This is a genomic window from Streptomyces fuscichromogenes (genome assembly GCF_014645815.1).
In the GTDB taxonomy this organism is placed as follows: Bacteria; Actinomycetota; Actinomycetes; order Streptomycetales; family Streptomycetaceae; genus Streptomyces; species Streptomyces fuscichromogenes.
In genome coordinates this window covers 44,335-67,955 of the sequence record NZ_BMML01000008.1, presented here as the reverse complement: position 1 = coordinate 67,955, position 23,621 = coordinate 44,335, and the positions used below count along the sequence as shown (strand labels likewise).

Annotated in this window: 14 protein-coding genes; 10 read left to right on the top strand and 4 right to left on the bottom strand. The window is 71.5% G+C overall.

Annotation, left to right across the window (positions count from 1 at the left end):
- The first annotated feature begins 29 nt into the window (after window positions 1-29).
- Window positions 30-1,478 (top strand): aldehyde dehydrogenase family protein, encoded by a 1,449-nt coding sequence (locus IEZ11_RS18935; protein ID WP_189263984.1) that lies wholly within the window; start codon window positions 30-32, stop codon window positions 1,476-1,478.
- 155 nt (window positions 1,479-1,633) lie between these two features.
- Here the strand turns inward: IEZ11_RS18935 and IEZ11_RS18930 are convergent, their stop codons facing one another.
- Entirely contained in the window at window positions 1,634-4,474 is a 2,841-nt protein-coding gene (locus IEZ11_RS18930) for a glycoside hydrolase family 3 protein (protein ID WP_189263983.1), read from the bottom strand.
- A gap of 378 nt (window positions 4,475-4,852) precedes the next feature.
- On the opposite strand from IEZ11_RS18930, the gene IEZ11_RS18925 reads away from it, so the two are divergent.
- From IEZ11_RS18925 to IEZ11_RS18895, 7 genes are all read left to right on the top strand, one after another.
- On the top strand, window positions 4,853-6,541 hold the full coding sequence (locus tag IEZ11_RS18925) for an extracellular solute-binding protein (protein WP_189263982.1): 1,689 nt from the start codon (window positions 4,853-4,855) through the stop codon (window positions 6,539-6,541).
- Window positions 6,542-6,567: 26 nt separating this feature from the next.
- Window positions 6,568-7,617: an ABC transporter permease gene (locus IEZ11_RS18920; RefSeq protein ID WP_189263981.1), complete on the top strand. Its 1,050-nt coding sequence runs from the start codon at window positions 6,568-6,570 to the stop codon at window positions 7,615-7,617.
- Window positions 7,614-8,558, top strand: a complete 945-nt coding sequence (locus IEZ11_RS18915) for a carbohydrate ABC transporter permease (RefSeq protein ID WP_189263980.1) — start codon at window positions 7,614-7,616, stop codon at window positions 8,556-8,558. Before IEZ11_RS18920 ends, IEZ11_RS18915 begins: the two co-directional genes overlap by 4 nt.
- Window positions 8,559-8,807: 249 nt before the next feature.
- Window positions 8,808-11,003 carry a sialidase family protein gene (locus IEZ11_RS18910; protein WP_189263979.1) on the top strand — a complete coding sequence of 732 codons (2,196 nt, stop codon included), beginning with the start codon at window positions 8,808-8,810 and terminating at the stop codon, window positions 11,001-11,003.
- Window positions 11,000-12,985 carry a beta-galactosidase gene (locus tag IEZ11_RS18905; protein WP_189263978.1) on the top strand — a complete coding sequence of 662 codons (1,986 nt, stop codon included), beginning with the start codon at window positions 11,000-11,002 and terminating at the stop codon, window positions 12,983-12,985. The genes IEZ11_RS18910 and IEZ11_RS18905 overlap by 4 nt, the downstream gene beginning before the upstream one ends.
- Entirely contained in the window at window positions 12,982-15,204 is a 2,223-nt protein-coding gene (locus IEZ11_RS18900) for a glycosyl hydrolase family 95 catalytic domain-containing protein (protein WP_189263977.1), read from the top strand. Before IEZ11_RS18905 ends, IEZ11_RS18900 begins: the two co-directional genes overlap by 4 nt.
- A gap of 36 nt (window positions 15,205-15,240) precedes the next feature.
- Window positions 15,241-15,954, top strand: coding sequence for a glycoside hydrolase family 12 protein (locus tag IEZ11_RS18895; protein WP_189263976.1), 714 nt, complete (start codon window positions 15,241-15,243; stop codon window positions 15,952-15,954).
- Between the two features lie 44 nt (window positions 15,955-15,998).
- Here the strand turns inward: IEZ11_RS18895 and IEZ11_RS18890 are convergent, their stop codons facing one another.
- The 3 genes from IEZ11_RS18890 to IEZ11_RS18880 all read right to left on the bottom strand — a co-directional run bounded on the left by IEZ11_RS18890 (window position 15,999) and on the right by IEZ11_RS18880 (window position 20,447).
- Window positions 15,999-17,180 carry a sulfotransferase family protein gene (locus IEZ11_RS18890; RefSeq protein WP_373294938.1) on the bottom strand — a complete coding sequence of 394 codons (1,182 nt, stop codon included), beginning with the start codon at window positions 17,178-17,180 and terminating at the stop codon, window positions 15,999-16,001.
- 131 nt (window positions 17,181-17,311) lie between these two features.
- Window positions 17,312-19,369 (bottom strand): glycoside hydrolase family 31 protein, encoded by a 2,058-nt coding sequence (locus IEZ11_RS18885; RefSeq protein ID WP_189263974.1) that lies wholly within the window; start codon window positions 19,367-19,369, stop codon window positions 17,312-17,314.
- Window positions 19,370-19,433: 64 nt separating this feature from the next.
- Window positions 19,434-20,447 (bottom strand): LacI family DNA-binding transcriptional regulator, encoded by a 1,014-nt coding sequence (locus IEZ11_RS18880; RefSeq protein ID WP_189263973.1) that lies wholly within the window; start codon window positions 20,445-20,447, stop codon window positions 19,434-19,436.
- Window positions 20,448-20,679: 232 nt separating this feature from the next.
- On the opposite strand from IEZ11_RS18880, the gene IEZ11_RS18875 reads away from it, so the two are divergent.
- Window positions 20,680-21,489 (top strand): GH12 family glycosyl hydrolase domain-containing protein, encoded by an 810-nt coding sequence (locus tag IEZ11_RS18875; protein ID WP_189263972.1) that lies wholly within the window; start codon window positions 20,680-20,682, stop codon window positions 21,487-21,489.
- 165 nt (window positions 21,490-21,654) lie between these two features.
- On the top strand, window positions 21,655-23,589 hold the full coding sequence (locus IEZ11_RS18870) for an acyl-CoA dehydrogenase family protein (protein ID WP_189263971.1): 1,935 nt from the start codon (window positions 21,655-21,657) through the stop codon (window positions 23,587-23,589).
- Window positions 23,590-23,621: the final 32 nt, after the last annotated feature.

Genomic DNA, 23,621 nt, shown 5'->3' with positions numbered 1-23,621 from the left:
CCCCTACGCGGAAGGGCCGGGACTCGCACATGACCTCCACCCACGCCTTCTGGCTCGCCGGCCGCCAGGTCACCGGCGAGGACACCTTCGACGTGACCAGTCCGTGGGACGCCCGTCCCGTCGGCACGGTCAGCGTGCCCACCGACGCCCAGGTCGAGGAAGCCGTCGCCGCCGCGTACGCCGTACGGGACGAGTTCGCCGCCACCCCGGCCCACGTACGCGCCGCCGCCCTCGACCACGTCAGCCGCCGCCTCGCCGAGCGCACCGAGGACATAGCCCGGCTCATCTCCGCCGAGAACGGCAAGCCGATCAAGTGGGCCCGGGGCGAGGTCGGCCGCGCCGTGTCCGTGTTCCGGTTCGCCGCCGAAGAGGCCCGCCGCTTCAACAGCGGCGAGGCCCAGCGCCTGGACACCGACCTCGGCGGCCAGGGCCGCCTGGCGCTGACCCGCCGCTTCCCGAAGGGCGCCGTGCTCGGCATCGCGCCCTTCAACTTCCCGCTCAACCTGTGCGCCCACAAGATCGCCCCGGCCATCGCCGCCGGCGTGCCGATCATCCTCAAGCCGGCGCCCGCCACCCCCCTCTCCGGCCTGATCATCGGCGACCTGCTCGCCGAGACGGACGGTCTCCCGGCCGGTTCCTGGTCGATCCTCCCGGTCGCCAACGACAAGATGGCCGCCCTCGTCCAGGACGAGCGCCTCCCGGTCATCTCCTTCACCGGTTCCGAGAAGGTCGGCTACGCGATCATGGACTCGGTGCCCCGCAAGCACTGCACCCTGGAGCTCGGCGGCAACGGCGCGGCCGTCGTCCTCGGCGACTACGCCTCCGACGCCGACCTGGACTGGGCCGCGACCCGCATCGCGACCTTCTCCAACTACCAGGGCGGCCAGTCCTGCATCTCCGTGCAGCGGGTCATCGCGGACGCCACCGTCTACGACCGGCTCCTCCCGCGCATCGTCGCCGCCGTCGAGGCCCAGGTCACCGGCGACCCCGCCGACGACAAGACCGACGTCGGCCCGCTGGTCAGCGAGGCGGCGGCGGAGCGGGTCGAGGCATGGGTGAAGGAGGCCGTCGAGGCCGGCGCCACCCTGCTCACCGGCGGCGACCGGGACGGCGCCAGCTACGCGCCGACCGTCCTCACCGACGTCCCGGCCGACACCACGATCTCCTGCGAGGAGGTCTTCGGCCCCGTCCTCACGGTGCAGAAGGTGAACGGCGAGGCGGAGGCCTTCGCCGCCGTCAACGCCTCCAAGTACGGCCTCCAGGCAGGCGTGTTCACCCACGACCTCCAGCTCGCCTTCCGCGCCCACCGGGCCCTCGAAGTCGGCGGCGTCGTGATCGGCGACGTCCCCTCCTACCGCGCCGACCAGATGCCGTACGGCGGCGTGAAGCAGTCCGGCGTCGGCCGCGAGGGCGTCAAGTTCGCGATGGACGACTACACCTACGAGCGCGTCCTGGTCCTGACCGGCCTGGCCCTCTGACCTGCCTCGGACGGGTCTGAGAGCGACGGGACGGCCGCAGCCCGCTGTGCGGGGGCTGCGGCCGTTCGTGTACCGGTTCCCGGGCGGTTCGAAGGGGTCCGGCACCGGTGCCTTCCGGTGCCGGACCCCTTCTCCGTGCCGGCCGCTCCGGACCCTCAACCGGAGAAGCCGACGTGCGCGAGCCGCAGCGGGCCGCGCAGTGTGATGCGGACGTCGTGGACGCCCTCGGCGGTGATGTCGGCGGTGAGCGAGGTGTACGTGTACCGGTCCGGCGTCGGCTCGGCGAGGGACAGCACCGCGAGCGATGGGCCGCCGTCCAGGGCGAGTTCCAGCGTGCCCGTGCCCGACACCCGCGCGGTCACCCCCGTGACCCCCGAGCCGAAGTCGCAGCCCCGGTAGACGAGTTCGCCCGCTCCGTCGCCCGCGGCGGTGACCGCGTCGCCCTGCGCCTTCGTGCGGTCCACGATCGCGATGCCGGACTGCTCGTCGAAGTCCGCCGCCGCCAGGCCGTGTTCGGCGACGGGGCGGGGTGCCGCCGGCTCGCCGTCCAGGACCACGGTCGTACGCAACCGGATGTCCTCGCTGGACGCGCCGGCCAGCACGTCGTACGGGCCGGCCTCCAGGCGGTGTCCGCCGCGTGCCACGTCCCAGAACTCGAAGGCGGAGAGGGGGACTTCGAAGCTGAGGGCGGTCCGCTCGCCGGGGCGCAGGGTGAGTCGGCGGTGGGCGAGGAGTTCGCGGCGCGGGCGTACCGACGACGGTTCGACGGCCCGGCTGTAGAGCTGGGCCACCTCGTCCGCCGTCACGTCGCCCGTGTTGGCGACCGTGAAGGAGACCCGGAGCGTTCCGTCCGTCACCTCGGCCGTCAGGTCCGCGTAGGAGAAGGACGCGTAGGACAGGCCGTGGCCGAACGGGAAGAGCGGGGCGCCCTCGAAGTAGAGGTACGTCTGGCGGGCGCCCAGCACGTCGTAGTCGAGCAGGTCGGGAAGGTCGCCGTCGGCCGCGTACCAGGTCTGCGGGAGGCGGCCCGCGGGGGAGGCGTCCCCGGCGAGGACGCGGGCCAGGGCGGTGCCGGCCGCCTGGCCGCCGTGCGCCGTCCAGAGCACGGCGGGCAGCCGGGCGGTGTCCACCGCGTACGGGTACGACGACACCAGCGCCAGCACCGTGCGCGGGTTCGCGGCGCGCGCGGCCCGCAGCAGCCGCTCCTGGTGCGGGGGCAGGGCCAGGGTCGTGCGGTCCTCGGTCTCGCGGCCGTTGATGTGCGGGTCGTTGCCCGCGACCACCAGGACCGCGTCGGCCGCGGCGGCGACCCTGGTGACGGCGTCCGTACCGCGTTCGACGATGATCAACTCAAGGATCGAGGCGTTCTCGGCGGCAACCTTCACCCCGTCGGCGGCGACAGAGACGTGGCGATCCGTGCCGAGGTGCCGGAGGAGGTGACCGTTCTCGTGGGGTTCCAGGCGGAACGTCTCCTGGACGACCCAGCCGCCGGGCTGGTCCGCGGCGGCGCGGACGAAGCCGTCCTCGGCGACGGAGAGGTAACGGCCGTCCGGGGCCCGGAGGGTGAGGACCCCCTCGCCCCAGTCGGCCAGCGCGAACTCGGTGCCGGCGGGGTCGGTGGTGAGCGGCGGGAGGTCGGTGCGGCCCGCCAGCAGCGCCGGATCCAGGGCACCCGCCGCGCCGCGCACCTCGTCGGCGGCCTCGGGGGCGGTCGGCACGTGCAGGAAGGTGCCGTCCGCGAGCCGCAGCCGGACCCGGTCCACGCCCTCCGCGAACTCCACGCGCTGCGCGCCGAACCGCTCGTACAGGCCCTCCAGCGGAGTGGAGCGGTGGATCAACGTGCCGCTGTACCAGTCGAGTTTGCACTCGTCGGCGAGCAGACCGACCACGGCGATCCGGGCGTCGGGCGCCAGCGGCAGCAGGTCGCCGTCGTTCTTGAGCAGGACGACCGCCTGCTCGGCCGCCTCCTGGGCGAGGGCGCGGTGCGCCGGGGTGTCGAACGCCGCCGTGCCCGGATGCGGGTCGTCGAGCGGGTCGAACTCGCCGAGGCGGAAGCGGACCGAGAGCTGGCGGCGCACCGCCGTGTCGATGTCGGCCTCCGTCAACAGGCCCTGCGCCAGCGCCCCCTGGAGCCGCGCGACGATCTGCGAGCTGTCCGTGCCATGGTCGGTGAAGCTGTCCACACCGGCGAGCAGGGCGGCCGCCGTGGCCTCCTCGTGGGTGGCGAAGTAGTGCTCGTGGTCGACGAGGTTGCTGGGCGCGCCGGCGTCCGAGCAGACCAGCAGGTCCTCGTCGGTCCAGGTGCGCAACTGCTCGCGCAGGTACGGGGAGACGTGGTTGGGGCGGCCGTTGACCAGGTTGTACGCGGGCATCACCCCGGCCACCGCGCCCGCCTCCACGGCCTCCCGGAAGGCGCGCAGGTCGTACTCGTGCAGCACCCGCGGGCGCACCGAGGAGGAGGAAGTGGCCCGGTCCGTCTCGTTGTCGTGGGCCAGCCAGTGCTTCAGGACGGGCGCCGTGCGCCAGTACACCGGATGGTCGCCGCGCAGGCCGCGGGTGTAGGCGGTGGCGATGGCGGAGGTGAGCTTCGGGTCCTCGGAGTAGCCCTCCTCGTTGCGGCCCCACAGCGGGTGGCGCAGCAGGTTCACGGTCGGCGCCCAGACGTTGAGGCCGACCCGGTCGTCCTGGGCGCGCATCGCCCGGACCTCCTTGGACACGGCCTCCCCGACCCGGCGTACGAGGTCGGTGTTCCAGGTCGCGCCGAGCCCCACCGCCTGCGGGAACACCGTCGCCGGGCCCATCCAGGCCACCCCGTGCAGGGCCTCCTGGCCGGTGCGGAAGGCGGCGATGCCGAGGCGCGGCACGGCGGGCGTGAACTGGTGCAGGAAGGAGACCTTCTCGTCCAGGGTGAGCTGCGCCAGCAGATCGTCGATGCGCTTCGCGAACGGCAGGCGCGGATCGCGGAAAGGCGGCGCGGGCGGCGTTTTTGCGGTCACGTGCGGTTCCCCTTGCGGTGGAGCGGCGAGGCCCTTTCGAAGCGCTTCGATGCTCATTCGACGCAGGGGTGGGTGTCAAGGGATGGTCGCCGATATTTCAAGTGGCGCATAAGAACAGGTCACCCCCGGTACATCGGAGGAATCTTGGGAGCGACCCTTGTGCACCCTCGGGTGTTCACTTAACCTCGCAGCAACATCGAAGCGCTTCGACTAGTCGAATGACCGGTCAGCAGGTCAGCGGGCAGGCCGGTCAGCCGGTTCCTGCCAGGGACGCGTGACACGGGTCGGAGGATCGCTTCAGCTCAGCCAGTTCCACTCGAGACACCGCAGCCGACGGCCACCGCCGGGTGTCCTGGTGCGCCACGAAGGGTTGACGCAATGACGCCGAACGCCGCTTCCGCCCCCTCCGGGCCGAGCCGGAGAAGATTCCTCACCGCCACCGCAGTCGCCACCGCAGCGGTGGCGGGCGGGATGCCGCTGCTCACCGCCTGCGGGGCGTCGGACAGCGGTTCGGGAGGAGGCTCCTCCTCGGGCAAGGACGCGAAGAAGCTGTTGCCGGCCTACGTCGCCAACAACGTGGTGACCCCGGACATCCCCTCGAAGTACGGCTCGTCGACCGGATTCACCAGCAAGCTCGACCTGGCGACCCTGAAGACCTCGGTCCCGAAGAAGCTCGGCAAGGGCGGCAAGGTCACCGTCATGTCGCCGTTCTGGGGCTCCCCGCCCAAGCAGGACAACCCCTACTACAACGCGATGAACGACATGATCGGCGTCGACGTCGAGTGGCAGAACCAGGACGGCAACACCTACGACCAGAAGCTCGGCGCCGTCCTCGCCTCCAGCGACGTACCGGACGTCGTGGTCATCCCGAACTGGAACATGGGCGGCAAGATACCCACCGCCATCATCAGCAAGTTCGCCGACCTCGGCCCCTACCTCTCGGGCGACAAGGTCAAGGACTACCCGAACCTCGCCGCCATCCCGACCGACGCCTGGCGGCGCTGCATCTTCGGCGGCAAGCTGCGCGGACTGCCGATGCCGTCCTCGTACGTCACCAACATCGTGCCCCTCTACCGCAAGGACATCTTCGACAAGGAGGGCTACGAAGTCCCGCGCTCCGCCGACGAGTTCCTGTCCCTCGCCAAGGAGATCACCAACGCCAAGGCCAAGCGCTGGGCCTGCATGGACATGAAGTGGACGGCCTGGCAGATGTTCAGCGTCCTGTCCGGCAGCGAGAAGCCGCTGGGCTGGAACCTCGTCGACGGCAAGCTCGTCAACCGCATCGAGACCGACGAGTACCTCGAAGCGCTGGAGTGGGCCCGCAAGCTCTTCGCCGCCGGGGTCGTGCACCCCGACGCCATGCTCGGCAAGAACGCCCCCGACCCGGGCCCCAAGTTCGCGGCCGGCGAGTTCCTGATCTACCCCAACGACATCAGCCAGTGGTGGAGCCGCACCGCCGAACAGGCCACCCAGAACCCGGACTTCAAGATCTGGGGCATGGACGTCTACGCCCACGACGGCGGAAACCCGCAGGTCTGGGCCGAACAGCCGGCCGGCATCTTCGCCTTCGTCAACAAGAAGGCCTCGGAGTCCGTCATCCACGACGTGCTGGCCGTCGCCAACACCACCGCCGCGCCGTACGGCACCAAGGAGTACATGGCCACCAACTACGGCGTGGAGGGCACCCATTACACCGTCAAGAACGGCGTGCCCACCAAGACCACCAAGGGCAACAACGAGGTCATCAACGCCTACGTCATGATCGCCAGCCCCGCCTCCACCATCGCCCACCCGGACTTCCCCGACGTCGCCAAGGCCCAGGTGGAGTGGCAGCAGCGGATGGGCTCCTTCACCAGGAAGTCCAGCTTCTTCGGCCAGATGATCACCGAGCCGTCCCGCTACACCAACCTCATGGACGACTTCGAGACGCTGGAGGACGACATCACCCGCGGCCGCAAGAAGATCAGCGACATGCAGCAGGCCGTCGCCGAATGGAAGAGCAAGGGCGGCGACAAGCTCCGCGACTGGTACCAGAAGCTGCTCGACGACAACGGTTCGGCGAGCTGACCGGCAGCGAGGCAAGGAGAACGGCCGTGTCCCACAGCACGGTGCCTCGCAGCAGGGCCGAGGCAGACGACGACGGTACGGGACGGACCCCGGTGGCGTCCGGCGGCGCCACCGGAACCGGGCGCGACGCGAGGAACGCGGGGACCGGGAAGCTCGGTCTGCGCCTCAGATTCAGACGCGACCGCGCCCTGATCCTGATGACCCTGCCGGCGGTCCTGCTGCTCCTGGTCTTCAACTACCTGCCGATCCTCGGGAACATCGTCGCCTTCCAGGACTACGACCCGTACGTCAGCGACAACGGCATCGTCTCCATGCTGCACAGCGCGTGGGTGGGCGTCGAGAACTTCCAGCAGATCTTCGCCGACTCCGCGTTCTGGAACGCGGTGAAGAACACCCTGGTGCTGTTCTTCCTCCAGCTCGTGCTGTTCTTCCCGATCCCGATCGCCCTCGCGCTGCTCATCAACAGCGTGCTCCGGCCCCGGGTGCGGGCGCTCGCCCAGGCGGTCCTGTACCTCCCGCACTTCTTCTCCTGGGTGCTGGTCATCTCCGTCTTCCAGCAGATCTTCGGCGGCGCGGGCCTGTTGTCGCAGCTGCTGCGGCAGCACGGCTACGACGGCCTCGACATCATGACCGACCCGTCGACCTTCAAGTTCCTGGTCACGGCGGAGGGCGTCTGGAAGGACGCGGGCTGGGGGATCATCGTCTTCCTGGCGGCGCTGGCGTCGGTGAGCCCCGACCTCTACGAGGCCGCCGCGATGGACGGCGCGGGCCGCTGGCGCCGCATCTGGCACGTCACGCTGCCCGCGCTGCGCCCGGTGATCGCCCTGCTGCTGGTGCTCCGGGTCGGCGACGCGCTGACCGTCGGCTTCGAACAGATCCTCCTCCAGCGCGACGCCGTGGGCCCCGGAGCCTCCGAGGTCCTCGACACCTTCGTGTGGTGGAACGGCGTGCGCAACCAGGACTTCGGCTACGCGGCCGCCGCGGGGCTCATCAAGGGCGTGGTCAGCCTCGGACTGGTCCTCGCCGCGAACAAGGTGGCCCATCTCATGGGCGAGCAGGGGGTGTACAAGAAATGACCGCCGTCACCGGCAAACCGCCGCTGCGGGAACGGCCGTCGTCCCGGTGGGCCGCGCCGCCCCGCCCGGTGTGGGAGGAGGAACCGAGCGCGGCCGGCGTCGCCGGAAAGGGACTGGTCCTGACCCTGGCCTGCCTCGGTGTCCTCTTCCCGCTCTGGATCGTGGTCGTCACCAGCCTGTCCTCCCGCAGAACCATCGACGAGGCCGGCGGGCTGGTGATGATCCCCAAGGGCATCACCTTCGTCGCCTACCGGGAACTCCTCAGCGGCGGCCAGGTCACCCGGGCCACGGTCATCAGCGTCCTGATCACCCTCGTCGGCACGGTGTTCTCGATGACCGTGTCGGTGCTGTGCGCGTACGGCCTCTCACGCATCGGGTCGCTCGGCCACCGCTGGTTCCTGATGCTGCTGATGGCCACGATGTTCTTCAGCGCCGGCCTGATCCCGACCTACCTGCTGGTCCAGTCCCTGGGCCTCACCGACAGCTACCTCGCCCTGATCCTGCCGAGCGCGGTGAGCGTCTTCAACATCCTCGTCCTGCGCGGGTTCTTCATGGGCATCTCGCAGGAACTGACCGACAGCGCGCGGATCGACGGCGCGGGCGACTTCCGGATCCTGTGGCAGATCGTCATGCCGCTGTCCCGGGCGGTCCTCGCGGTCATCACCCTCTTCTACGCGGTCGGGTACTGGAGCGCGTGGTTCAACGCGTCCCTGTACCTCAACGACCAGGACAAGATGCCGCTGCAGAACGTCATGATCCAACTGGTCCAGAAGCAGCAGGCCCCGGTGGGAATGGCACAGGCCATCAAGACGGGCGAACTGTCCGGGCTCGCCGTGCAGATGGCGGTGATGGTGATGGCGCTGCTGCCGGTGGCGGTCCTGTCCCCGTTCGTCCAGAAGCACTTCAAGAAGGGGATGCTGACCGGGGCGGTCAAGGGGTAGCCGACTTCGCCCTCTGGGGGGCGGTTGCGGTGCGTCGGCGGCTGCGGGTGCGTGGGGGTTGCCCGCGCAGTTCCCCGCGCCCCTTCCGGGGCGCTGCCCAGCTGCGCCCCATCGAGCCACCCAGCTGCGGGCAGGCGTGCCGCAGGGCGGCACGGGTGGGCGCAGCGGCACCCCGCAAGCGCGGGCGAGCGAAACCCCCCGCCCCCACCCCGGACCACCCACCCAACCCACGCTCACCGAAGGTTCCCCATGCCCACCCTGAGCCGCAGAACCGTTCTCGCCGCCACTGCGGCAACCGCCACCCTCACCGCCCTCCCGATCCCCACCGCCCACGCGGCCGAGCCTGAGCCGCAGGCGCATCCGTACCGCTGGCGCAACGCGGTCATCGGCGGCACCGGATTCGTCACCGGGGTCCTCTTCCACCCCACCGTCCCCGGTCTCGCCTACGCCCGTACCGACATCGGCGGCGCCTACCGCTGGGACGCCCGCACCGCCCGCTGGACCCCCCTCACCGACCAGCTCGGCTGGGACGACTGGAACCTCCTCGGTGTGGAGGCGCTCGCCGTCGACCCCGCCCACCCCGACCGGCTCTACCTCGCCCTCGGTACCTACGCGCAGTCCTGGGCCGGCAACGGCGCCATCCTGCGCTCGGACGACCGCGGCGCGACCTGGACCCGCACCGACCTCACCGTGAAACTCGGCGCCAACGAGGACGGCCGGGGCATGGGCGAGCGTCTCCTCGTCGACCCGCGGGACAGCGACACCCTGTGGCTGGGGACGAGACACGACGGGCTGCTCAGGTCGACGGACCGGGGCGCCACCTGGTCGGCCGCCGACGGCTTCCCGGCCACCCCGTCCGCCACCGGCCAGGGCGTCAGCCTGCTCGTCGCGGCCGGCCGTGCCGTGTACGCCGGCTGGGCGGACGGGGACGGCGGCGCGGCCGCCGTCAGCCTCTACCGCACCGCCGACGGGACCACCTGGGAGGCCGTCCCCGGCCTTCCCACCGGCACCTCCGCCAAGGTCCCGGTCCGCGCCGCCTACGACCACCACGCCCGTGAGCTGTACGTGACGTACGCCGACGCCCCCGGCCCCAACGGCCAGTCGGACGGCAGCGTGCACAAGCTCGCCGTGGCCACCGGGCGGTGGACGGACGTCACCCCGGCCGTGCCCGGCGGCGACGACACCTTCGGCTACGGCGGGGTCGCCGTCGACGCCCGCCGGCCCGGCACCGTCGTCGTCTCGACGAACAACCGGTGGACGGCCGTGGACACCCTCTACCGGACCACCGACGGCGGCCGCACGTGGACGTCCCTCAAGGACTCCGCCGTCTTCGACGTGTCGGAGACCCCCTTCCTGAAGTGGGGCGGCGAGCAGCCCAAGTTCGGGTGGTGGATCCAGGCCGTGGCGGTGGATCCGTACGACTCGCGGCACATCGTCTACGGCACCGGCGCCACCCTCTACGGCACCCGCGACCTCGTCCACTGGGCCCCGCGGATCCGCGGCCTGGAGGAGACGTCCGTGGTCCGGCTGGTGTCGCCCCCGGTCGGGGAGGCGCACCTGCTGAGCGGCTCGGGGGACATCGGCGTGCTGTACCACGAGCGGCTCACGGCGTCCCCGTCCCGCGGGATGGCGACGAACCCCGTGTTCGGGTCGGCGACGGGGCTCGCGCAGGCCGCGGGCAGGCCGGAGTACGTGGTCCGCACCGGCTGGGGCGACAACGGCAACGGCGCCTTCTCGGACGACGGGGGCCGGACCTGGGCGCCCTTCTCGGCCCAGCCCTCCCTCGCCCACGACGCGCCGGGGCCGATCGCCGCCAACGCCGACGGCAGCGTGCTGCTGTGGTCCTTCGTGCACTGGGACGGGACCAGGTACCCCACCCACCGGTCGGACGACAACGGCGCCACCTGGACCGAGATCCCCTCCTTCCCGAAGGGCGCCACGCCGGTCGCCGACCCGGCCGACCCGACGCTCTTCTACGCGTACGACACCGACACAGGAACGCTACAAGCCAGCACTGACAGTGGCCGGACGTTCACGCCGCGTGCGACCGGGCTGCCCGCCGGGGACAGCCAGTTCCAGCTGGTCGCGGCGCCCGGCCGGTCCGGTGACCTGTGGCTGAGCGTGAAGTGGAACGGGCTGTACCGGTCCACCGACGGGGGCGTCGCCTTCGCCGAGGTCACCAGCTGCCGGGCCGCCTACACCCTCGGCTTCGGCAGGGCGGCGCCCGGCGCCGGTTACCCGGCCGTCTACCTCGTCGGCTCCACGGCGGCCGACACCGCCGTGTACCGCTCCGACGACGCGGCCGCGACCTGGACCCGGATCAACGACGACCGGCACCAGTGGGGCTGGACCGGGCAGGCCGTCACCGGGGACCCGCGCGTGTACGGCCGGGTCTACCTGGCCACCAACGGCCGCGGCATCCAGTACGGGGACCCCGTCCGATGACCGCCGGACGAAAGCCGCCGGGGCTCCGCGACGTCACCCGCGGCCGGATCCTCTTCGGCGGCGACTACAACCCCGAGCAGTGGCCCGAGGAGACCTGGCAGGAGGATGTCCGGCTGATGGGGGCCGCCGGCGTCAACTCCGTGACCATGGGCGTCTTCTCCTGGGCGCGACTCGAACCACGCCCCGGGGAGCGGGACTTCGGCTGGCTGGACCGGCTCATGGACCTGATGCACGAGCACGGCATCGGCGTCGTCCTCGCCACCCCCACCGCGTCGCCACCGCCGTGGCTGGGGCGGCTGCACCCGGACACCCTGCCCCGGGGCGCCGACGGGCGCACCGAGCGGTGGGGCGGCCGCCAGCACTTCTCGCACTCCAGCGCCACCTACCGCCGCTACGCCGCCGCCATCACCGAGGACCTCGCCGCCCGCTACGCCGGCCACCCCGCCCTCACCCTGTGGCACATCAACAACGAGTACTGCACCTTCGACTACGGCGACGAGGCGGCCGCCGCCTTCCGCCGCTGGCTGCGCGAGCGCTACCGCACCCTCGACGCCCTCAACTCCGCCTGGGGCACGGCCTTCTGGAGCCAGGGCTACGACACCTGGGACGGCATCCTGCCGCCGGGCGACGCCCACTACCTGAAGAACCCCACCCAGGTGCTGGACTTCCGCCGCTTCACCTCCGACATGCTCCTGGAGTGTTACGCCGCCGAACGGGACATCGTCGCCCGGCACACCCCGCACATCCCGGTGACCACGAACTTCATGCCGCTCTGGACCGGCCAGGACGCCTGGCGCTGGGCGGCCGAGGAGGACGTCGTCTCCGTCGACCTCTATCCCGATCCACGGGATCCGCTGGGCGCCCAGCACGGCGCGCTCGTCCACGACCTCACCCGCTCCCAGGCACACGGCCCCTGGATGCTCATGGAGCAGGCCGCCGGACCGGTCAACTGGCGCGGGGTGAACCACCCCAAGCCCCGCGGCCTCAACCGGCAGTGGTCCCTCCAGGCCGTGGCCCGGGGCGCGGACGCGGTCTGCTACTTCCAGTGGCGGCAGTCGAGACAGGGCGCGGAGAAGTTCCACTCCGGGATGGTCAGCCATGCGGGCGAGGAGGGCCGTACCTACCAGGAGGTCAAGCGGCTCGGCTCCGAACTGGCCGCCATCGGCGCCGAGGTGACCGAACGTCACGTCAGGGCGGACATCGCGGTCCTCCATGACTGGCACTCCTGGTGGGCCGGTGCCCACGAGGGCCGGCTCTCCACCGAGGTGGACCTCCCCGACGTCCTGCACGCCTGGCACCGCGCCCTGTGGGAGTCGAACCTCACCACCGACTTCGCCCACCCCGAACACGACCTGTCCGGCTACCGGCTGGTCGTCGTCCCGCAGCTCTACCTCCTCACCGACACCGCGATCGACAACCTCCTCGGCTACGTCCGCGGCGGCGGCACCCTGGTCAGCGGCTTCCTGACCGGCATCGCCGACGAGGACGACCGGATCCGCCCCGGCGGCATGGACGCACGGCTGCGCGAGCTGTTCGGCATCCGCGTCCTGCACGAGTGGTGGCCGCTGGACGCGGGGGAGACCGTCGCCTGCGAGGGCTTTTGCGGCACCCTGTGGTCGGAGGAGATCGAGGCCGCGCCCGGTGTCACGGAGACCGTGCGCTACCGGGGCGGGGAACTCGACGGGCTGCCCGCCGTACTGCGCACCGGACGCGCCTGGTACCTCTCCACGCTCCCGGAGCCGGAGGCGCTGCGCGAGCTGCTCGGCCGGATCGCGGCGGACGCGGGGGTGCGCCCGGTGCTCGACGGGCTGCCCGCCGGCGTCGAGGCGGTCCGCCGGGGCGAGTTGCTGTTCCTTTTCAACCACGGCCGTGAAGAGGTGAAGATCTCCTTCATGGGAACACATCGAGACCTGCTGACCGGCATGACCGTCACGGACGAGGCCGTCCTCGGCCGCTACGGAGTGGCGGTGCTCAAGCCGTGACCGCCACCGAAGCGACCTCCGGCACCGCCACCGGGCCGGTCCACGGCACCTGGGAGCCCGCCCCCGCGGCCCGCTGGGAGGACGCCTTCCTGAGCGGCAACGGCCATCACGGCGTCCTCGTGTTCGGTGATCCGGACGACGACCGTGTCATCGTCACCCATCACACCCTCGTCCGTCCCAACGGCGGCGAACACGCCCGCCCGCCCCGCCTGGCGGCCGAACTCGCGGGCGTGCAGGACAGGCTGCTCGCCGGGGAGCCCGACGCCGCCGAGAGCTTCACCGACGGCCGCCCGCTCCAGTGGGTCCAGCCCTTCCACCCCGCCTTCCAGCTCCGGCTGCGCAGGCCGCACGGCCGGCCCGACGGCTACCGCCGCTCCGTCGACTTCACCACCGGCGAGGTCACCGCCACCACCGCCGACCGGACCAGCCGGGTCTTCGTCTCCCGCGCCGACGACGTGATCGTGCAGCAGGTCACCGGTACCGCCGCCCTCGACATCGCCCTCGACCACCGGCTCCCCGGCGTCCCGCCCGGCCTGGGCGTCGGCCACGGCGCGCTGCGCACCCCCGAGGGCGCCCTGCTCAGCCTCCGCGCCCGCTACCCCGGCAGCGACCGCGCCTACACCGGCATCACCCTCGTCGCCGTCACCGGCGGCACCACCGAACTCGTCCCGCCGGGCGTCCGGGTCACCGGCGCCGAGTCCGTCCTGCTGCTCACCCGGGTCCGCCGCCACACCGGCGAACTCGACGTGACCGCCGAGGCCCGCGAACTGGGCGAACTGCTCACCGGCCGGCCCTCGTACGACGCGCTGCTCGCCCGCCACCTCGGCCCGCACCGCACCGCCTACACCCGGGTCACCCTCGACCTGGCCGCCGACCCGGCCGAACGCGCGCTTCCCGGATCCCAGTTGCTGCGAAAGCCCGCCGAACCGGCTCTCCTGGAACGGCTCTTCGCCGCCGGCCGCTACCACCTGCTCTCCGCCTCGGGCCTCAACCCGCCCCGTCTGACCGGCCTGTGGACCGGTGACTGGGACACCGCCTGGTCCGGTGCCTTCACCAACGACGCCAACGTCAACCTCCAGACGGCCTCGGCCGCGGCCGCCGCCCTTCCCGAGGTCACCGAGGCCTGCGCCGCACTGATCCAGCGCCAGCTCGGCGACTGGCGGGAGAACGCCCGCGCGGTGTTCGGCGCCCGCGGCGCGGTCGCGCCCGCGCACAGCGACGGCGAGTCCGGGCTGTCCTACCACTTCAGCCGTGAGTACCCCCTGCACCTGTGGACGGCCGGCGCCGACTGGCTGCTCAAGCCGCTCGTCGACCACGACGACACCCGCGGCGGCCGCGATCCCCGTACGGCCGCGGCACTGGCCGAAGTCGCCCGGTTCTACGAGGACTTCCTCACCCGCACCGACGCCGACGGCCATCTCGTGATCGTGCCGTCCTACTCGCCCGAGAACCGGCCCGCGAACGCCGGCTGGGGCGCGGTCAACGCGGCGATGGACCTCTCCGCCGCCCGGCACGCCCTGCGCACCGCGGCCGACTACCACCCGGGCCCGGACGCCGACCGCTGGCGCGCCCTCGCCGACCGGCTGCCCCCGCACCGCGTCAACGCCGACGGCGCGCTCGCCGAATGGGCCCGGCCCGGCCTCGACGACAGCTACGACCACCGCCATCTCAGCCACCTCTACGGCGTCTGGCCGCTCGACGAGATCACCCCGTACGACACCCCGGAACTCGCGGCGGCCGCCCACCGCGCGCTCGAACTGCGCGGCGCCGAGAACGACTCGGCCCACGGCCACCTCCACCACGCCCTCGTCGCCGCCCGCCTGCGCGACGGCGAGCGGGTCGCCGCCGCCCTCGCCCGGGTACTGGAGGGCGACTTCTTCCACGCCTCCCTGATGAGCGCCCACTACCCGCACCGCGACGTCTACAACGCCGATGCCGCGCACACCCTGCCCGCCGTGCTCGTCGAGGCACTCGTCCAGTCGGCCCCGGACCGGCTCGTCCTGCTCCCCGCGCTCCCGGCGGCCCTGAGCCGGGGCCGGCTGACCGGCATCCGCACCCGCTTCGGCGCCGGACTCGACCTCTCCTGGACCCCCGACGGCGCGCGGGCCGTCCTCACGCCACACCGGTCGCTCCGCATCGACCTGTGGACTTCCTCCGGCAGTCGGCCGCTCGACCTCGTCGCCGGAGAAGACCACGTCCTCACCGTGGGGACGTGGTAGCCACCCGCACCTCCCCCCACCCATGGAAGGGACACCATGGCAACACGCACGCTCGGCAGGGTCGCCAAGGCCCTGATCGCCCCCGCGCTCGCCCTCGGCGCCACCGTCGGCCTCGCCTCCGCGCCCGCCTCGGCCGCCGTCTGGAGCTCCTGCGACCAGTGGGGCAACACCACGCTGAACGGCTACACCCTCTACAACAACATCTGGGGCTCCGGCGCCGGCAGCCAGTGCATCTGGGCCAACTCCGGCACCAACTGGGGCGTCAACGCCAACCACCCCAACACCGGCGGCATCAAGTCCTACCCCAACGCCAAGAAGGTGATCAACAAGACGATCACCTCGCTCGGGTCGCTCACCAGCAGCTACAACGTGACCGTCCCCTCGTCCGGCGCGTACAACACGTCGTACGACATCTGGGACACCGGGTACGCCAACGAGATCATGCTCTGGGTCAACAAGACCGGGTCCGTCGGGCCGCTCGGCACCTCGCAGGGCACCCTCACCCTGGGCAGCAACACCTGGACGGTCTACAAGGGCAACAACGGCTCGAACAACGTGTACTCGTTCGTCCGCAGCTCCAACTCGACCTCCGGCACGATCGACATCCTGCCGATCCTGAAGTGGATCAAGGACACCAAGGGCTGGTTCGGCAACGTCACCATCGGCGACCTGCAGTTCGGCTTCGAGATCACGTCCTCGTCCGGCGGTCTGGACTTCACCGTCAACAGCGAGAGCGTCACCAGCAGTTGAGCCTCCGGGCGGCTCCGCCACCAGCGGGGCCGCCCCTTGCGTCGTCACGCCCGGTCGACCTCGGCGCGCAGCGCGTTGTAGTCCGCGAAGGCCGCATCGACGTCCGCGCGGCTCAGGCCGTAGCGGGCCAGGTCGTAGCTGTGCACGCGGCTGCCCCTGGGCCGGGCGACGGCCGTGGGGAGCCGGGCCGCGTCGGCCTCGGTCCAGGCGGCGCCGACGGCCGCGTAGAGCTTCGGGGCGCCCGCGGCCGGGTCGGAACCCAGCCAGGAGTACGGCACGTCGACGAGGGATTCGCGGGGGATCCCGGCGCGGGACGCGAGGCCGCGGGCGGCCGACCGGGCCAGCAGCTCCAGCCAGGTGGCACCGATCCGACTCAGGTCGAGGGGGCGGGTGTTCACCGCCATGCCGTGCTCGACCAGGCTGCAGAACGAGGCCACGGCGGTGGCCGGATCGCGGTGCGTCCACACGATCGTGGCGTCCGGGAAGACCGCGCGCAGCGCGTCCAGGTTCTCCAGGTGCAGCGGCGACTTCAGCACCCAGCGGCGGCGCGGGCGGCCGTACTGGAGCACCTGGTAGATCTGTTTGAGGTAGCGGTAGTCGGCACCGAAGTCATGGGTCTCGTGCCAGGGCAGGTACTCGGGGATCACCGCCTGGGACAGCGGCATCACCGTGTGCGGCAGCGCGAAGGTGCACTCCTCGGGGCCCTCCGGGCGCAGGTTGTGGATGTGCCGGAACCGCGGGGAGAGGAGGTTGATGCCGCCGACCAGCCGTCGCGCGGTCGTGATCGCCTTCTCCCGCTCCTCCGGCGGGAGTTCCAGGCCGGGGGTGAGCAACTCCCAGAGCAGTGGGCAGCGGTGGTCCGCGGAGAGGGAGAGGATGCCGTGGGTGAGCGTGGTCGCGGTGCGCGGCAGGCCCACCACGAACACCGGTCGCTCGACGGGCTCCCGTTCGATCCCGGGGTGCGCGGCGAGCAGCCGGCGGATCCGGGCCCGGTTGGCGAGATGCCGGCCGACGTGTCCGCGCGCGGACAGCCAGCCGACCGGGGTGAGATGTTCGGCGCCCGCCCAACATCGCAGCAGATGACGGAAGCCGTCGGTGAACCGCTCGTCGTCCTCCGTGGGCCCGGCCGCGTCGAGCAGCCGGTCGAAGGCCCGGTCCGGGGCGCGCCGGGCGCGGAAGCCGGGGCCGAGGAGCAGGTTGGCGAGTGTGAGGGGGAGCGGGTCCATGGGCACGGCGGCGGAACCCTTCGTGGGGGGACAGCGGAGGGGATACTGACTACCCCCTCCAACTGCTGGCCCACACCGCCGAGTTGAGACATTTACCGGCCGGTAATGAGAGGCGTCGCAATCCGGCCGGACTACTCCCTGACCGGCAGCCGCGCCCCGTCGCGCAGGAACAGCGGGATACGGTCCAGCGGCGCGTCCACCGTCACCGCCGTACCGCCCTCGTACGACTCACCCGTCCAGGCGTCCGTCCACCACGCGCCGGCCGGAAGATACGCCGTCCGGGCCGTCGCGCCGGCCGTCAGCACCGGCGCCACCAGGAGGTCACGGCCGAAGAGGTACGCGTCGTCGACCGCCCAGGACGCCTGGTCCTCGGGGAACTCCAGGAACAGCGGCCGCAGCACCGGCAGGCCCTGCTCGTGGGCCTCCCGCATGACCTTGAGGACGTACGGCTTCAGGCGCTCGCGCAGCCGCAGGTACCGCTCCAGGATCGCGCCGGCCTCCGTCCCGTACGACCACACCTCGTTCGGGCCGCCGGTCATGTCCGGGCCCAGCGGCATGCCCGGGTCGCGGAAGCCGTGCAGACGCATCAGCGGGGAGAGCGCGCCGAACTGGAACCAGCGGACCATCACCTCGCGGTAGGCCGGGTCGTCCGGGTTGCCGCCGTGGAAGCCGCCGATGTCCGTGTTCCACCACGGGATGCCGGACAGCGCGGTGTTGAGACCGGCCGCGATCTGCCGGCGCAGGGCGGCGAAGTCGGTGGGGACGTCACCGGACCACACCGCGGCGCCGTAACGCTGACTGCCCGCCCACGCCGAGCGGTTGAGGGTGACGATCTCCTCGTCGCCGTGTGCGCGCAGCCCCTCGTAGAACGTACGGGAGTTCTCCGCGGGGTAGCTGTTGCCGACCTCCAGGCCGGGGCCCGTCCAGTAGCGCAGGTTCTCCTGGAAGCCCGGCTTCAGCTCGGGCTCGCAGGCGTCCAGCCAGAAGGCCGTGATGCCGTACGGGTCCAGGTAGTTCTCCTTGACCTTCGACCACACGAACTCCCGGGCCTCCGGGTTGGTGGCGTCGTAGAACGCCACCTGCACGGTCGACGCCACCCCCTTGTCCGGCCAGTCGGCGTGCGCCATCGGGCCGTACTGGGTGCCGATGAAGTAGCCGCGCTGCTCCATCACCGGGTGGTTCTCGCTCAGCGGGGACACCGACGGCCAGACGCTCACCACCAGCTTGACGCCCAGCTCGTCCAGTTCGCGGACCATCGCGGCCGGGTCGGGCCACTCCGCCAGGTCGAACTTCCAGTCGCCCAGGTGGGTCCAGTGGAAGAAGTCGCAGACGATCGCCGACAGGGGAAGGCCCCGGCGCTTGTACTCCCGTGCCACGGCGAGGAGTTCGTCCTGGGTGCGGTAGCGCAGCTTGCACTGCCAGAAACCCGCCGCCCATTCCGGCAGCATCGGCGAACGGCCGCTCACCGCGCTGTAGTTGCGCTGCCCGTCGGCCGGGGTGCCGACGGTGATCCAGTAGTCGAGCTGCCGGGCCGAGTCGGCCACCCACCGGGTGCCGTTGCCGGCCAGTTCCACGCGGCCGATCGCCGGGTTGTTCCAGAGCAGCGTGTAGCCGCGGCTGGAGACCAGCACCGGGATCGAGACCTCGGCGTTGCGCTGGACGAGGTCCAGGACCAGGCCCTTCTGGTCGAGGCGCCCGTGCTGGTGCTGGCCCAGGCCGAACAGCCGCTCGCCCTCGTAGGCGGCGAACCGCTGCTCCAGCCGGTGGTGGCCGTTGCCGACCGCGGTGTACAGGCGCGAGCCGGGCCACCAGAAGTGGGCGCGCTCCTCGGCCAGCACCTCCGAGCGGTCGTCGGTGCGCAGGAAGCGGACCAGGCCCTCGGCGGACACCTCGACGGTCAGCCCGCCGACCGTCACCTGCCCCGTGCCGTCCTCGATCTTGACGGTCGATCCGGTCGCCGGGGGCTCGTCGAGCAGGGCCCCCGGCAGACCGTCGAGGACCGGTCCGCCGAGCCGGGCCCGCACCCGGACCGCGTCCGGCCCCCACGGCTCGATCCGCAACGTCTCCTGACGTCCGCTCCACTCCAGAGCCCCGTCCCGCTCACGGAACGTCCCGACGGTGGGGGAGGACTGCGCGAGACTGACCTTGGGCTGCGCCCCGGCAGACGCGTTTTCGGCAGGCTGATTCACGTGCGCGCTCCTGAATGAGTGCAGACATGGGGGTGCCCCGGAACGGCGGGGCACCGCAGAGGGGTCAGGACCCGGCCGGCGCCGGTCCCGTGCTCGCCCGGACCGTCAGCTCGGGGGCGATCAGTACGACGTCGTCGCCGCCCCGGCCGTCCAGCTTGGCGACCAGGTGTTCCACGGCGTACCGGCCCATCTCCTGTGCGGGGATGGCGACCGAGGTCAGCCGTACCGAGGCCTGGACGGCGACCTGGTCCGGGCAGATCGCGACCACCGACACGTCCTCCGGCACGGCCCGGCCCTGCTGGCGCAGCAGCGCGAGCAGCGGCTCCACCGCCGATTCGTTCTGGACGACGAAGCCCGTGGTACCCGGGCGTTCGTCGAAGATCCGGGCCAGCGTGACGGTCATCGCGTCGTACCCGCCCTCGCACGGCCGGTGCAGCACCCGAAGGCCCAGCTCCCGGGCCCGGGAGCGGAGTCCGTCCAGGGTGCGCTCGGCGAAGCCGGTGTGCCGTTCGTAGACGGCCGGAGCCTCGCCGATGACAGCGATGTCACGGTGACCGAGCTTCGCGAGGTGCTCCACACACAGCGCCCCGGTCGCCCCGAAGTCGAGATCGACGCAGGTCAGCCCGGAGGTGGTGGCGGGCAGACCGATGAGCACGGAGGGCTGGTCGGTCTGCCTGAGCAGCGGCAGCCGCTCGTCCTCCAGCTCCACGTCCATCAGGATCATGGCGTCGGCGAGCCCGCTGCCGGTGACCCGGCGCACCGCGTCCGGACCTTCCTCGCCGGTGAGCAGCAGCACGTCGTAGCCGTGCAGGCGGGCCGTGGTGGCCACCGCGATCGCGATCTCCATCATCACCGGTACGTACATGTCCGTACGCAGCGGGATCATCAGCGCGATGATGTTCGACCGGCTGCTGGCCAGGGCGCGGGCGCCCGCGTTCGGGTGGTAGCCCAGCTCCCGGATGCTCTGCTCGACCCGCTGCCGGGTGGTGGTGGAGATGGACCGCTTGCCGCTGAGGACATAGCTCACCGTGCTCGCCGAGACTCCGGCGTGCTGGGCGACCTCGGCGAGGGTGACCATCCAGCTCTCCAAGTTTGTGAAGCGCTTCGACAGTGCGCATTGCTGACAAGGGCGAGTGAGGGTGGTTCGACAGTAGCTTCAGTGGGGGTGGGTGTCCATAGTCTGTCGAAGCGCTTCGACAGCGAATTGCCGAGGCGGCCTCGGCAACCTTTCCAGGGGGCGGCGGCCACCAAGAGGTCGTACGGCCGTCCGACGGGTCGTACCACGAACCGTCCCCCGGAAGGACCCCTCGATGCAACACCGCAGACCGCGCCTGTCCAGGACGGCGAAGACGCTGCTGGCCGCCTCGGCCGCGCTCGCCGTCGCCGCGGGTGTCACCGTGGCGCAGGCCGGCGAGCCGAGCAGGAAGTGCGCCGCCTTCGACACCGTCACGCTCGGCAAGTATTACCTGAACAACAACCTCTGGGGTCAGGACAAGGGCACCGGCACCCAGTGCGTCTGGGGCGACTCCGCGACGGGCTCGACGATCTCCTGGGGGACGTCGTACACCTGGGCGAACAACAGCAAGGGCACGGACGCGGACGTCAAGTCGTACGCCGCCACGGTCCTCGGCTGGCACTGGGGCTGGAAGGCCGACAAGGCGGCCACCGGCCTGCCGATCCGGGTCGGCGACCGCAGGAAGGTCACCACCAGGTGGAACTTCTCGCTCAGCACCGACCCCGGGACCCTGGACGTGGCCTACGACCTCTGGCTGCACGCCAAGAGCACCGCGGACTGGCAGGACCAGCCCACCGACGAGATCATGATCTGGCTCGACCGCCAGGGCGGCGCCGGCCCGCTGGGCACCAAGTACGGCAGTGTCAGCCTCGGCGGCGCGATGTGGGACATCTACCGGGGAGACATCGGCTGGAACGTCTACTCCTTCGTGCGCCGCGCCAACACCACCGGCGCCACGCTGAACATCGACGACTTCACCCAGGCCCTGGTCCGCCGCAAGCTGCTGAGCAACGACAAGTACCTCTCCGGCATCGAGGCCGGCACCGAGGTCTTCAAGGGCTCGGGACGGCTGGACACCAGGTCGTACTCGGTCGACATCGGCTGAGAAGCGCGTCACGATCGGCTGAGAAGGGTGTCGCGCCGGCCGGCCCGTCAGCCGATCGGACCGCGAGGACTGGTGGGGGCGGCCCGTTTCAGGTACCAACGATCCAGTAGCACTGGTCGGTAACGAACGGTCCCAAAAACCCCTTTTGTGGCGAGGTGAGCCTCAATGTCCGCCCCCACCGCCAAGAAACCCACCGTCACCGAGCGGGAGGCCCGCCAGGTGGCGGAGGCCGCCCGGGAACAGGACTGGCGCAAGCCGAGCTTCGCCAAGGAGCTGTTCCTCGGGCGCTTCCGGCTCGACCTCATCCACCCCCATCCGCTCCCCGCGGACGAGGACGTGCGGCGCGGCGAGGAGTTCCTCGGCCGGCTCCACGAGTTCTGCGAGACGAAGATCGACTCGGCGCTCATCGAGCGCGAGGCGCGCATCCCGGACGAGGTGATCGCCGGCCTCAAGGAGCTCGGCGCCCTCGGCATGAAGATCGACACCAAGTACGGCGGCCTCGGCCTCACCCAGGTCTACTACAACCGGGCCCTGTCCCTGGTCGGCTCCGCCAACCCGGCGGTCGGCGCACTGCTCTCCGCCCACCAGTCGATCGGCGTGCCGCAGCCGCTGAAGATCTTCGGCACCCAGCAGCAGAAGGACGCCTTCCTGCCCCGCTGCGCCCGCACCGACATCTCGGCGTTCCTGCTCACCGAGCCCGACGTCGGCTCGGACCCGGCACGCCTCGCCACCACCGCCGTACCGGACGGGGACGACTACGTCCTCGACGGGGTGAAGCTCTGGACCACCAACGGCGTGGTCGCCGACCTCCTGGTCGTCATGGCCCGCGTCCCGAAGACCGAGGGCAACAAGGGCGGTATCACCGCCTTCGTCGTCGAGGCGGACTCGCCGGGCATCACCGTCGAGAACCGCAACGCCTTCATGGGCCTGCGCGGCATCGAGAACGGCGTCACCCGCTTCCACCAGGTCCGGGTCCCGGCCGCCAACCGCATCGGCGCCGAGGGCGCGGGCCTCAAGATCGCCCTCACCACCCTCAACACCGGCCGCCTCTCCCTGCCTGCGATGTGCGTGGGCGCCGGCAAGTGGTGCCTGAAGATCGCCCGCGAGTGGTCGTCGGTCCGCGAGCAGTGGGGCAAGCCGGTCGCGCTGCACGAGGCGGTCGGCTCCAAGATCAGTTTCATCGCGGCGACCACCTTCGCCCTGGAGGCGGTCGTCGACCTGTCCTCCCAGATGGCCGACGAGAACCGCAACGACATCCGTATCGAGGCCGCCCTCGCCAAGCTCTACGGCTCCGAGATGGCCTGCCTGATGGCGGACGAGCTGGTCCAGATCCGCGGCGGCCGCGGCTTCGAGACGGCCGAGTCGCTGGCCGCCCGCGGCGAACGCGCCGTCCCCGCCGAGCAGCTCCTGCGCGACCTGCGCATCAACCGCATCTTCGAGGGCTCCACGGAGATCATGCACCTGCTGATCGCCCGCGAGGCCGTCGACGCCCACCTCTCGGTCGCCGGCGACCTCATCGACCCCGACAAGTCCCTCCAGGACAAGGCGCGGGCGGGCGCCAACGCGGGCGTCTTCTACGCCAAGTGGCTGCCGAAGCTGGTCGCGGGACCGGGCCAGCTCCCCACGTCGTACGGCGACTTCAGGCACGGCGTGGATCTCGCCCCGCACCTGCGCTACGTCGAGCGGCACTCCCGCAAGCTGGCCCGGTCCACCTTCTACGCCATGTCCCGCTGGCAGGGCCGGATGGAGACCAAGCAGGGCTTCCTGGGCCGGGTCGTGGACATCGGCGCCGAGCTGTTCGCGATGAGCGCGGCCTGCGTGCGCGCCGAACTGCTGCGCCGCCAGGGCGACCACGGACGCGAGGCCTACCTGCTCGCCGACGCGTTCTGCCGGCAGGCCCGCATCCGCGTCGACGAGCTGTTCAACCGCCTCTGGTCGAACACCGACGACCTGGACCGCAAGGTCGTCAAGGGCGTGCTCGGCGGTTCCTTCGCATGGCTGGAGCAGGGGATCGTCGACCCCTCGGGCGAGGGCCCGTGGATCGCCGACGCGACCCCCGGACCGTCGCAGCGGGACAACGTCCGGCGCCCCTTCAAGTGACGCCTCCTGGGTGAGGCCGCTCGGGCAGGTAC